This window comes from Tahibacter caeni, from assembly GCF_024609805.1.
Lineage (GTDB): Bacteria > Pseudomonadota > Gammaproteobacteria > Xanthomonadales > Rhodanobacteraceae > Tahibacter > Tahibacter caeni.
Genome location: NZ_JANFVR010000166.1, coordinates 1 through 10,310 on the forward strand (window position 1 = coordinate 1; position 10,310 = coordinate 10,310).

At 70.9% G+C, this 10,310-nt stretch carries 9 protein-coding genes; 3 read left to right on the forward strand and 6 right to left on the reverse strand.

The features are described 5' to 3' along the window. A partial coding sequence (locus NON22_RS14360; protein WP_257387631.1) for an amino acid permease occupies positions 1-1,148 on the forward strand: 1,148 nt, incomplete at its 5' end. Positions 1,149-1,181: 33 nt separating this feature from the next. On the opposite strand, the gene NON22_RS14365 is transcribed toward NON22_RS14360, so the two are convergent. Further along, positions 1,182-1,751 (reverse strand): CAP domain-containing protein, encoded by a 570-nt coding sequence (locus tag NON22_RS14365; protein WP_257387632.1) that lies wholly within the window; start codon positions 1,749-1,751, stop codon positions 1,182-1,184. Positions 1,752-1,931: 180 nt separating this feature from the next. On the opposite strand from NON22_RS14365, the gene NON22_RS14370 reads away from it, so the two are divergent. Continuing rightward, entirely contained in the window at positions 1,932-2,603 is a 672-nt protein-coding gene (locus NON22_RS14370; protein ID WP_257387633.1) for a YceH family protein, read from the forward strand. Between the two features lie 332 nt (positions 2,604-2,935). Here NON22_RS14370 and NON22_RS14375 read toward each other — a convergent pair whose 3' ends face one another. From NON22_RS14375 to NON22_RS14385, 3 genes are all read right to left on the reverse strand, one after another. Next, a complete protein-coding gene (locus NON22_RS14375) occupies positions 2,936-4,276 on the reverse strand; it encodes an N-acetylmuramoyl-L-alanine amidase (protein ID WP_257387634.1) in 1,341 nt (446 codons plus the stop codon). Positions 4,277-4,376: 100 nt separating this feature from the next. After that, positions 4,377-4,853, reverse strand: coding sequence for a tRNA (adenosine(37)-N6)-threonylcarbamoyltransferase complex ATPase subunit type 1 TsaE (tsaE, locus tag NON22_RS14380; RefSeq protein WP_257387635.1), 477 nt, complete (start codon positions 4,851-4,853; stop codon positions 4,377-4,379). Next, on the reverse strand, positions 4,846-6,330 hold the full coding sequence (locus NON22_RS14385) for an NAD(P)H-hydrate dehydratase (protein ID WP_257387636.1): 1,485 nt from the start codon (positions 6,328-6,330) through the stop codon (positions 4,846-4,848). The genes tsaE and NON22_RS14385 overlap by 8 nt, the downstream gene beginning before the upstream one ends. Positions 6,331-6,483: 153 nt before the next feature. Between NON22_RS14385 and queG the strand changes: the two genes are divergently transcribed. Further along, a complete protein-coding gene (gene queG / locus NON22_RS14390; RefSeq protein WP_257387637.1) occupies positions 6,484-7,548 on the forward strand; it encodes a tRNA epoxyqueuosine(34) reductase QueG in 1,065 nt (354 codons plus the stop codon). Positions 7,549-7,660: 112 nt separating this feature from the next. On the opposite strand, the gene pgi is transcribed toward queG, so the two are convergent. Continuing rightward, complete coding sequence (gene pgi, locus NON22_RS14395; RefSeq protein WP_257387638.1) at positions 7,661-9,289, reverse strand: glucose-6-phosphate isomerase; 1,629 nt, start codon at positions 9,287-9,289, stop codon at positions 7,661-7,663. An 834-nt stretch (positions 9,290-10,123) separates the two neighbouring features. Beyond that, a partial coding sequence (locus NON22_RS14400; protein WP_257387639.1) for a pantoate--beta-alanine ligase occupies positions 10,124-10,310 on the reverse strand: 187 nt, incomplete at its 5' end.

A 10,310-nucleotide genomic window follows, 5' to 3' on the forward strand; every position in this document is an offset into this window, starting at 1 on the left:
TGCTCGCGGCGACGTTCGCGCGCCTGGGCCAGTGCGTGCCGGCCGCGCCGGGCGGACCGTACGCGTTCGCGCGTGCGGCGTTCGGCGACGCGGCCGGCTTCGTCGTCGCCTGGTGCTACTGGATCTCGATCTGGAGCGCGGTGCCGGCGATCGCGATCGCGCTGACCGGCTATGCCGGCGCGGTCGTGCCGCCCCTGACCGCGACGCCGCTGCGCGCGGCGCTGGTCGCGATCGTGTTCCTCTGGCTGTGCATCGCGTTCAACCTGCGCGGATTGCGCACGGCCGGCGGCGTGCAGCTGGTCACGACGGCACTGAAGGTCATCGCGCTCGCGGCGTTCGCGTTCGCCGGCCTCGTGCTCGTCGCGCCGGCGCCGACGGCCGCGGCCGCGCCGTTCAATCCCAGCGGCCAGAGCCTGCTGCAGGTCGCGCTCGCGACTTCGGCGCTGACGCTCTGGGCCTTCCTCGGCCTCGAGAGCGCGACCGTGCCGGCGGCGTCCGTGCGCGATCCGCAGCACACCGTGCCGCGCGCCACCTTGCTCGGCACCGCGGTCGCGATCGCGATCACGATCGCCGCCTGCAGCGCAGTGCTGCGCCTGGTCCCGCCCGAATCGCTCGCGAGTTCCGGCGCGCCGTTCGTCGCCGCGGTGCGGCGCCTGCTCGGCGAAGGCGCCGGCGAGGTCGTCGCCGTCGTCGCCGCCCTGACCTGCCTCGGCGCGCTGAACGGCTGGGTGCTGATGTCGGGCCAGCTGCCGCTCGCGATCGCGCGCGACGGCCTGTTTCCGGCGGTGTTCGCACATACCGACGCGAACGGCACGCCGACGGCCGGCCTGCTGATCGGCGGGGTCCTGTCCAGCCTGCTCGTGATCGCGAACTTCAACGCGAGCCTGGTCGGCCTGTTCACCTGGGCCATCCTGCTGTCGACGGCGGCTTCGCTGCTGCCGTTCCTGGTCTGCGCGCTGGCCCTGCTGAAACTGCAGCACCGCCAGCCGCGCGCGGCGCTGGTCGCAGGGCCGGCCGCGCTGTTCGCGGCCTACGCGCTGGTCGGCACCGGCACGCAGGCGCTGGCCTGGGGCGCGGTGCTGCTCGCGGCCGGGCTGCCGGTCCATGCGTGGATGCGCCGGCGCAACGCGGCCGGACGCCGGCTCTGACGGCTACCCGGAGACGCCGCGCAGCTGCCGCAGTCAGTACGGCCGCTGGCCGATGACGTTGCCGGCCGGACTGTAGTTGCAGACCACCAGGGTCCAGTTCGTGAACGGCGGCTGGAACGGGGAATTCGTCGTGCACTGGCGCAGGCCGCAGCCGACGGCCGCGGTCGTTCGCCAGACCATCTGCGTGTAATGGCCGCAGACGCCGCTGCAGCTGTTGGCCGCGTAGTTGTAGCTCGCGGCTTCGTTGGCCCAGCCGGTCGCCGCAGCCGCCTCGACATTGGTCGGAAAACCCGACGAGACCGCGCCGGCGTAGAGGTTCTCGCCGTAGGGCGCGCTCGGGTTGTGCGCGTACTGGCAGTTGTTGGCGTAGTTCTGCGCGAAGGTCGCGATCGCCGCGTCCCAGCGCAGCAGGCCCAGACTCGGCACGGCCGCCGGCGTCACCGACCGGCGCACGCAGTTGTGCAGGGTCAGCAAGGGCTTCCAGTTCGCCGGTGCGACGGAAGTCCCGCTCTCGAAGGCATCCAGGAACAGGCAGTCGAGCGCGATCGCTTCGGCGCGTTCGCTGACGCCGGCCAGCAGGATCAGCAGCAATAAACGTTTCATCGCAACGACCTCGCGACGCACTGACGACTAGTCGGCACCTGCCGGCGTGAAGCTTTCGTCATCATTAGCCGCGGCGGCGACAGGTGCAAGCCCGCCGTCATGCGACGCGGGCAGGATGCGGACATCCGCGCCCCGCCGCGCCGCGGCTATGCTCGCCATTCCTTCCGCCGGAGCCCGCGCATGACCGAAGAAACCCGCGAACCTTCCCAGCCGCTGCTCGAACCGATCGAAGCGCGCGTGCTCGGCTGCCTCGTCGAAAAGGCCGCGACCACGCCCGAGGTCTATCCGCTGACCCTCAACGCCGTCGTCGCCGCCTGCAACCAGAAATCCAATCGCGACCCGATACTCGAGCTCGAACCCGGTGCGGTCGGCCATGCGCTGCGCCAGCTCGAGGGCAAGCGCCTGGTCGCCGGCTCGATGTCGGCACGCGCGTCGCGCTACGAACACCGCATGGACCAGGCGCTGTCGATCACGCCGCGCCAGCGCGCGCTGCTCGCGCTGCTGATGCTGCGCGGCCCGCAGACCGCGCCGGAACTGCTGACGCGCAGCGACCGCCTCGCGGATTTCCCGGGACTGGACGAGGTGCGCGCCACGCTCGACCGCCTGAGCCAGCGCGAGCCGGCCCTGATCGTGCGCATTCCGCGCAGCGGCGGCCAGCGCGAGGACCGCTACATGCACCTGCTCGGCGGCGAGATCGACGTGGCGAGCTACGCGGCCGCGACCTCCGGCGAAGCGGCCGGCGGCAGCGCCCAGGCGCTCGAGGCGCGCATCGAGCAGTTGGAGAATCTCGTCGATGCGCTGCAGCAGCGCCTGCAGCAGGTCGAGCGGCATTTCGGCGGCGACGCGGACTGAGCGCATGCAGCGCCGCGACCGATCGCGGCGTTGCGCTGCCCGGCATCAACGACGGCTCTGCGGGCGCCGCGCCGAATCCAGGCGCGTTCGAGCGCGATCCGGGCCGGATCTACACGAACGATTTCGCCTGGCCCCGAGATGCGCCGCCGCATCCGTGAGGCCCGGACGATCTCCGCGGAATCGCATCGGTGCGCGCCGCACGTCTCCGCTTCCCGCCGAACCCATGCGACGCACGTACCCGGCTGTCCCGTTGTCCGAGGGACTCGGGAATCGAGAACCCGGTGAGCGGCGGCTGTTCGCCAGCGGCCGCGGAAACGCGTCGACCCGCAGCGTCAGCCCTGCGGCGGGATGTCGAGCACGTCGCCGACGCGCACGCTGCCGTCGGCGGCGATGCGGTTGGCTTCGCGCAGCGCGCCGAGGCTGACGCGATGCCGCGCGGCGATGCCCGACAGGGTCTCGCCGCGCGCGACCACGTGCTCGGACGGTCCGCGCCGGCCCGTGCTGTTGGCGGCGAACCAGGTGCCCGGCGGCGGCGTCTGCATGAAATAGGTCTTGATGCCCTCGACGACCGCGGACGCGAGCTTGGCGCGGTGTTCCGGATCGGTCAGGCGCCTTTCCTCGGCCGGGTTCGTGATGAACGCGGTTTCGACGAGGATCGACGGCACGTCCGGCGAACGCAGCACCACGAAGTTCGCTTTTTCCACATAGCCACGATGCGTCGGACCGATCCTGCCGAGCGCCTTCAGCACGATCTGCGCGATCGCCGAGCTGGCTTCCATCGTCGCGCCCTGGGACAGATCCAGCAGCACGGCCGCGAGCGTGTCGTCTTTGTCGTCGAGCGAGACGCCGCCGACGAGGTCGGAACCGTTTTCCTTGGCCGCGAGCCAGCGCGCGGCTTCGCTGGTCGCGCCGCGCGGCGACAGCACCCATACCGACGCGCCGCGCGCGCCGCAGGCGCCGGGACAGGCGTCGGCGTGGATCGACACGAACAGGTCGGCCTTGGCTTCGCGCGCCTTCTTGTAGCGGTCGGTCAGCGGTATGAAGTAGTCGCCGTCGCGGACCAGGTGCGCCTTCATGCCGGGCTGCGCGTCGACGAGCTTGGCGACTTCGCGCGCGACGTTCAGCGTGATCGACTTTTCATGCGTGCCCGAGGCGCCGATCGCGCCGGGATCGTCGCCGCCGTGTCCCGCGTCGATCGCGACGATGACCTTGCGCCCGTCGCCGGGCAGCACGTCCTCGACGCTCTTGACGACTTCGCGCGCCGCCTTGGTCTTGGGAAACAGGTCGATGACGAGACGATGGCCGAACTTGTCCGCCGGCGGCAGCAGGAAGCTCTTCGGACGCACGCCCTGCGGCAGATCGAACACCACGCGCAGATCGGACTTGCCCTGCTTGCCGAGCCGCACGGTGCCGAGCAGGCCCTTGGGCGCCGGTGCCGCGACGCCGTCGGCGAGACTGGAATTCTTGATGTCGAGAACGATGCGGTCGGGATTGTCGAGCTCGAACAGCTTGTATTCGAGCGGACCGGAAACGTCGAACACGGCGCGCGTGGAATCGGGGCTGGCCCAGACACGCAGGGCCTTGACCTGGGCCGCGTCGGCGCAGGTCGCCACGAGTCCCGAGACGATCAGGACGGCGACGGCGCGCAGCGATGTGACGGCGGCTCCCCACATGGCTGCGGATTCAAACCCAGGCCGCCGCGGTTTTCAAGCTTTTTTCGTTGCAAAACACGGGACTGGGTATATTTCCTGGGCTTCGAGTCAGAAATTCACCTCAAGCGACGGAATGCAAGGCGCTTGTTGCGGCCAGCCAGGAACGGCCCCGCGGGCTTTGCGGACGCAGCGCGAGCCGCCGGCCGACCGGCGCATAGGCGAACTCGAGCACGAGGTCCGGCCGCGGCAACGCCGCGCCGCCGCGCTCGGGCCATTCCACGAGGATCAGGCTCGCGCCGTCGGCGATTTCGTCGAGGCCCAGCCATTCGAGTTCGCCGGCGTCGGCGATGCGATAGAGATCCAGATGGTGTATCGAAAGACCGCCGGCACGGTAGGACTCGATCAGGCTGTAGGTCGGGCTCTTGATGCGGCCGGACACGCCGAGCGCGGCGATCAGCGCGCGCGCGAAGGTGGTCTTGCCGGCGCCGAGATCGCCGTGCAGGTGAATCACGCCGCCCTCGACCAGCACCGGCGCGAGCGCGACGGCCAGCGCGGCGACGGCGTTCTCGTCGGCCAGATGGAGTTCGCTCTCAACCATGGGCGCGACTCCCGAGCACGCGGCGCAGCGGCGCGAACAGGTCTGCGGCGAGCAGGCCGGCACCGTCGGCCGCGGCGATGTCGCCGGCGCGCGCATGCGCGGCCGCGCCGAGACAGGCCGCGTCCCAGGCGTCCAGTCCCTGCGCGAGCAGCGCCGCGATCACGCCGGTCAGCACGTCGCCCATGCCGCCGCTGGCCATGCCCGGATTGCCCCAGGGGCAGACCGCGACGGCGCGGCCGGGCGCGGCGACCAGCGAGCCGGCGCCCTTGAGCACGACGACCGCGTCGTAGCGCTCGGCGATGGCCAGCGCGGCCGCATAGCGATTGGCCTGCACGCTCGCGCTGTCGCTGGCCAGCAGCCGCGCGGCCTCGGCCGGATGCGGGGTCAGCACCGCCGGCGTCGTGAAGCGGCGCGGATGGCGCGCGAGCAGGTTCAGCGCATCGGCATCGAGCACCGCCGGCTTGGCGCTGGCCAGTGCGCGATGCCACAGCGCATGTCCCCAGGAACGCTGACCGAGACCGGGTCCGAGCGCGAGCGTCGTGGCCCTGTCGAGCAATGCATCGAGCTCCTGCGGTCCGCCGGTCGCGGCGACCATGAGTTCGGGCCGCGCGGCGAGCAGCGGCGCGAGATGTTCCTCGTGAGTCGCGACGCTGACCAGGCCGGCGCCGCTGCGCAGCGCGGCTTCGCCGGCCAGACGGATTGCACCGCCGTAGCCGCGGTCGCCGCCGACCGCGAGCACGTGGCCGTAGAGTCCCTTGTGCACGTCGCGCCGGCGCGCGGGCAGACGGCTGCGCAGCTCGGCCCAATCCAGCAACGCAGCGCCGGCCGGCTCCTCGGTCAGGACCGACGACGGCAGTTCGAGCAGCGCGAGCTCGAGTTCGCCGCAGGCGTCGATGCCGGCGCCGGTGTGCTGGCCGCGTTTCCAGGCGATGAAACTCACGGTCGCGGCGGCGCGCACGCAGGCGCCGAGCGCCGCTCCCGTGTCGGCCGACAGGCCCGACGGAATGTCCAGCGCGAGTATCGGCACGCCGCTCGCGTTCAATGCGTCGACCAGGGCCGCTGCCGCGCCCTGCAGCGGCCGGTTCAGGCCGATGCCGAAGAGCGCGTCGACGTAGACCTCGGCCGGCGGCAGCGAAGCCTGGCCCGTGAACGGATGCAGGAAGCCGCCGCTCGCGCGCCAGGCGTCCGCGGCGGCCTGCGTGTCGGGATCCTGCGGCGCGGTCAGCGCGACGACGCTGACGTCGCGGCCGGCCTGACGCGCGAGGCGCGCGAGCAGATAGCCGTCGCCGCCGTTCTTGCCGCCGCCGCAGCAGACCGCGATGCGCAACGCGCCGGGCCAGCGCCGGCAGAGAACCTCGAACGCGGCCTGCGCCGCGCGCTGCATCAGCGCCGGACCGGCGAGATCGAGGGTCGCGCCGGCGGCCGCGTCGATGCGGCGCATCTGCGCGGCGGTATAGAGAGCACGCGAAGGATTCATGGCGCGATTATGGTGCCTGGATCCGCGCTTGTATCGCCGGCGACGCCGCCGCCGGCGCAGCAGCCGCGGCGAGCGCCTACAATCGCGGATCGCCGCGGCGCCGCCGCGCCATCACCGTAACGACTACGGGCCTTTCGCTGCGCCCTGCCCCGCATGGACTACGCCGAACTCGCCAATGCCATACGCCGCTGGGGCGCCGAGCTCGGCTTCCAGCAGATCGGCATCGCCGGCACCGAACTCGGCGCCGACGAGACACATCTGCTGAACTGGCTCGCCGCGGGCCGCCACGGCGAAATGGACTACATGCAGCGCCACGGCACCAAGCGCAGCCGGCCGCAGGAGCTGCAGCCCGGCACGATACGCGTGATCTCCGCACGCATGGACTACGCGCCGCCCGGCATCGAGCGCGGCTGGGACGTGCTCGCCGACGCGGGCCTGGGCTATGTCTCGCGCTACGCGCTCGGCCGCGACTACCACAAACTCATGCGGCAGCGACTGCAGCAACTGGCCGACCGCATCTCCACGCAGGCGGGGCCGTTCGGCTATCGCGCGTTCGTCGATTCGGCGCCGGTGCTCGAACGCGCGCTCGCGCGCGACGCCGGGCTCGGCTGGATCGGCAAGCACACCTGCCTGATCAACCGCCATGCCGGCTCGTGGTTCTTTCTCGGCGAGCTGTACACCGATCTGCCGCTGCCGCTCGACGCGGCGGCCAGCGCGCACTGCGGCAGCTGCACGCGCTGCCTCGACGTCTGTCCGACCCAGGCCATCGTCGCGCCGTACCAGATCGACGCACGCCGCTGCATCTCCTACCTGACGATAGAACTGCACGGCGCGATTCCGCCGGAATTCCGCGCGGCGATGGGCAACCGCATCTACGGCTGCGACGACTGCCAGCTGATCTGCCCCTGGAACAAGTTCTCGCGGCCGAGCGCCGAAGCCGATTTCCTGCCGCGGCACCGCCTCGACGGCGCCGCGCTGATCGAGCTGTTCGGCTGGAGCGAAGAGGAATTCCTGCGCCGCACCGAAGGCTCGGCCATACGCCGCATCGGCCACGAGCGCTGGCTGCGCAACATCGCCGTCGCACTCGGCAATGCGCGCGGCGTCGCCGGCGCCGTCGACGCGCTGCGCGCGCGGGCCGACCATCCGTCCGCGATCGTGCGCGAGCACGTGGTCTGGGCGTTGGAGCAACAGACGCGGCACGCGACGGCGGCCGGCTGACCCGCTCGCGGCGGCCGGCTGTACGAGCCGCCGCACCGGGGTGAAGAAATCAGCCGCGTTTCAACGCACGAACGTCCGGCACGACCGCTCCTGCGGCGAGCCCGCCGCCGGCTCAGGACAGTCCGCGTATCGCCGCGATCAGGCCGCGCGTGGATGCGTCGAACGCCGCCGGCACGTCGGCGCCGCCGAGTACCGGCAAGATCGACTTCGCAAGCACCTTGCCGAGTTCCACGCCCCACTGATCGAACGCGTTGATGTCCCAGAGCAGCGCCTGCACGACGACCTTGTGTTCGTACAGCGCGATCAGCGCGCCGAGGCTTTCCGGGGTCAGCGCATCGAGCAGCAGGGTCGAGCTCGGACGGTCGCCCGGGAACGTGCGCTGCGCGGCCAGCGCCGCGCGTTCGGCCGCATCGCCCTGAGTGGCTTCGGCCAGCGCCTCGGCGTGCGTCTTGCCGAGCGCGAACGCGGCGCCCTGCGCCAGCAGATTCGCCAGCAGCGCTGCGTGATTCTGCTCCAGGGCATGACCCGGCCGCACGGCGCCGATCAGGTCCAGCGGCACGACGTCGCTGCCCTGGTGCAGTGCCTGGAAGAACGCATGTTGAGCGTTCGTGCCGACGCTGCCCCAGACCACCGGCACGGTGGCCTGCAGCAGCTCGCCGCCGTCAGCGCCGACGCGCTTGCCGAGGCTTTCCATTTCCAGCTGCTGCAGGAACGCCGGCAATTCGCGCAGCGCGTCGAGATACGGAATCACGCCGTGCGCCGCGTGGCCGAGGCCGTTGCGATTCCAGACGCCGATCAGCGCAAGCAGCACCGGCAGGTTGTTGCGCCAGTCGTCGGCGCTGCGGAAATGGTCGTCCATGAGCGCCGCGCCGCGCAGGAACGCGCGGAAGTTCGGCATGCCGATCGCCAGCGCGAGCACCAGGCCCACGGCGGACCAGACCGAATAGCGGCCGCCGACGAAATCCCACATCGGCAGCACGCGCTCGGGCGGAATGCCGAGCGCCTGCGCGGCGGCGACGTTCGCGCTGACCGCGACGAAATGCGCGGCCGCGCGCGCCTCGTCGCCGTCGTAGGCCTGGGCGATCCACCGCCGCAGCACGGCGCCGTTGAGCAGCGTCTCCTGCGTCGTGAAGCTTTTGGAAACCAGCAGAACGAGGGTCTTGCGCGGATCGAGCCGTCGCATCAGCGCGGCCGTCTCGTGACCGTCCACGTTCGGCAGGAAATGGCAGCGGAAGCGGCCGCTGTGATAGCCGGCCAGTGCTTCGACGGCGAGCCGCGGCCCGAGATCGGAACCGCCGATGCCGAGATTGACCACGTCGGTGATACCGGCCGGAATGCCGTAGGCAACCGCATCGCCGCGTTCGAGCGCATCGACGAGCTCGCCCATGCGCCGCAAGGTGCGCGCGATTTCGTCCGCGACCTCGGCCGGCGCCGGCGACGGCAGCTGCGACTCGCCGGCACGCAAGGCCGTATGCAGTACGGGCCGCTGCTCGGAGCGGTTGAGCAGGTCGCCGCGGAACATCGCATCGCGGCGCTGCCGCCAGCCGCATTGCTCGGCGATGGCACCGAGCGCCTGCAGCGCGGATTCGTCGAGTTTCTGGCGCGAGAAGTCGAGCAGCAGCGGGCCGGCGCGACGCGAGAAGCGCTCGAAGCGCCCGGGCTCGGCGAGCAGTTCGCGCAGATGCAGAGGCTTCAGGCGCGCGGCTTCCCGCGCCAGAGTGTCGAGCTGTCCGGCCAGCATGGCATTCCTTGGGCTGTTCGATGCGTCAGCGCATCGGCCGTCCGATCTTAATCAGCGCGCCCGGCTCGGGTCGACCGTCCACACCGCGAAATCCGCGCGAAAAAACCCCGTTGTCCGGACAGCAGCCACGGCGGATCGCGCCTGGGCTGGCGACGACCGCGAACGGCAGCGCCGGCGCAAAGTGCCGGTCGATCGTTGCGCGGAGGCATGTCCTGCACCGTGCGATTCGCGACGACGTCAGCCGACGCATGGCCGCACCGCCGATCCGCGCAGAACTGCGCGTCGCACGACGCAGACATCGACGCCGCGTGCTACGGATGCGGGACAGACTCGACCGCCGGATCCGATGCGTGCGCTCGTTTCTGTTCGAGGTGACGACTCGCTCCAGTCTGCCGGAGACCAGATTCGCCACTGTTGTCAGAAAGCAACGTTTGGTGTCGGAGCGGACCGCGCGCGCTGTGCCGCCCGATCGGGCGGTGACCCAAGAATCGAAACGCCGATTCCCGCGTTCCCGCGCCCCGACGGCTCCGCCGACCAAGCCACGACTGGACACGGCGGCCGCGCAAGGATTGCAGCACGTCATGACAACCGGCTGATGCGACGAGTGTTTTTGATTCGACGGCGCCTCTCGCCTGCCGAGGCGAGGCCGAATCGCACGCAAAAAAAACCCCCGCCGAAACCGGCGAGGGGCGAATCGGAGTGACGATTACCTGAACAATGCGCCCTGCGGCCACCGAGACAACATGACGTTGCGAAAACCCCAGTGGCTGTGGCGACAGTACCACAGGCTTGACAAGAAAGCTACTGGTCTGTGAACCGCGCAACAGACCGGACTCAGCCGTCGATCGCGAGATTGTCGATCAGACGTGTCGTACCCAGCCGTGCAGCGATCAGACCGATCAGGCCGTCGCGCTGGCCGGCGGCGGCCGGCGCGAGATCGTCGGCCCGGCGCACGGCGGCGTAGTCGACGCGGAAACCGGCTGCTTCGAGCGCCGCGGCCGCCGCACGCTCGACGGCCTCC

Coding starts and splice junctions, on each gene's coding strand:
- NON22_RS14365 (WP_257387632.1), bottom strand. CDS start 1,751: ATGAAACGTTTATTGCTGCTGATCCTGCTGGCCGGCGTCAGCGAACGC.
- NON22_RS14370 (WP_257387633.1), top strand. CDS start 1,932: ATGACCGAAGAAACCCGCGAACCTTCCCAGCCGCTGCTCGAACCGATC.
- NON22_RS14375 (WP_257387634.1), bottom strand. CDS start 4,276: ATGTGGGGAGCCGCCGTCACATCGCTGCGCGCCGTCGCCGTCCTGATC.
- tsaE (WP_257387635.1), bottom strand. CDS start 4,853: ATGGTTGAGAGCGAACTCCATCTGGCCGACGAGAACGCCGTCGCCGCG.
- NON22_RS14385 (WP_257387636.1), bottom strand. CDS start 6,330: ATGAATCCTTCGCGTGCTCTCTATACCGCCGCGCAGATGCGCCGCATC.
- queG (WP_257387637.1), top strand. CDS start 6,484: ATGGACTACGCCGAACTCGCCAATGCCATACGCCGCTGGGGCGCCGAG.
- pgi (WP_257387638.1), bottom strand. CDS start 9,289: ATGCTGGCCGGACAGCTCGACACTCTGGCGCGGGAAGCCGCGCGCCTG.